Here is a 238-nt window from a genome sequence, read left to right as displayed (position 1 = left end):
CAGCAGTACCAGGGGCGCACGCTGTGCGAGCACCATTGCCAGCCATGCGCGCTGTCGTTGGCCACCGGACAGATCGTGCAGCCATCGATCGGCCAGCTCGCCTATCTGAACGCGTTCGATTGCCTCATCGACGATCCTGCGGTCGCTGGCTTTCAGTCGGCCCCAGAGGTCGTTGTAAGGGCTTCGTCCATACCCCACCAGCTCGCGTACGCTGATCCCCTCTGGAATGGTCAGCACC

1 protein-coding gene is annotated in these 238 nt (G+C 63.0%); it reads right to left on the bottom strand.

What is annotated here, in order from left to right; all coding sequences use genetic code 11:
- Positions 1–238 (bottom strand): ATP-binding cassette domain-containing protein (locus SB749_RS20795; protein ID WP_410711988.1); only part of this gene is annotated, 238 nt, incomplete at both ends.

This window comes from Brevibacterium sp. SIMBA_078, from assembly GCF_046534565.1.
Lineage (GTDB): Bacteria > Actinomycetota > Actinomycetes > Actinomycetales > Brevibacteriaceae > Brevibacterium.
The sequence above is the reverse complement of the archived record's forward strand: the minus strand, read 5'-3'. Positions and strand labels throughout refer to the sequence as shown.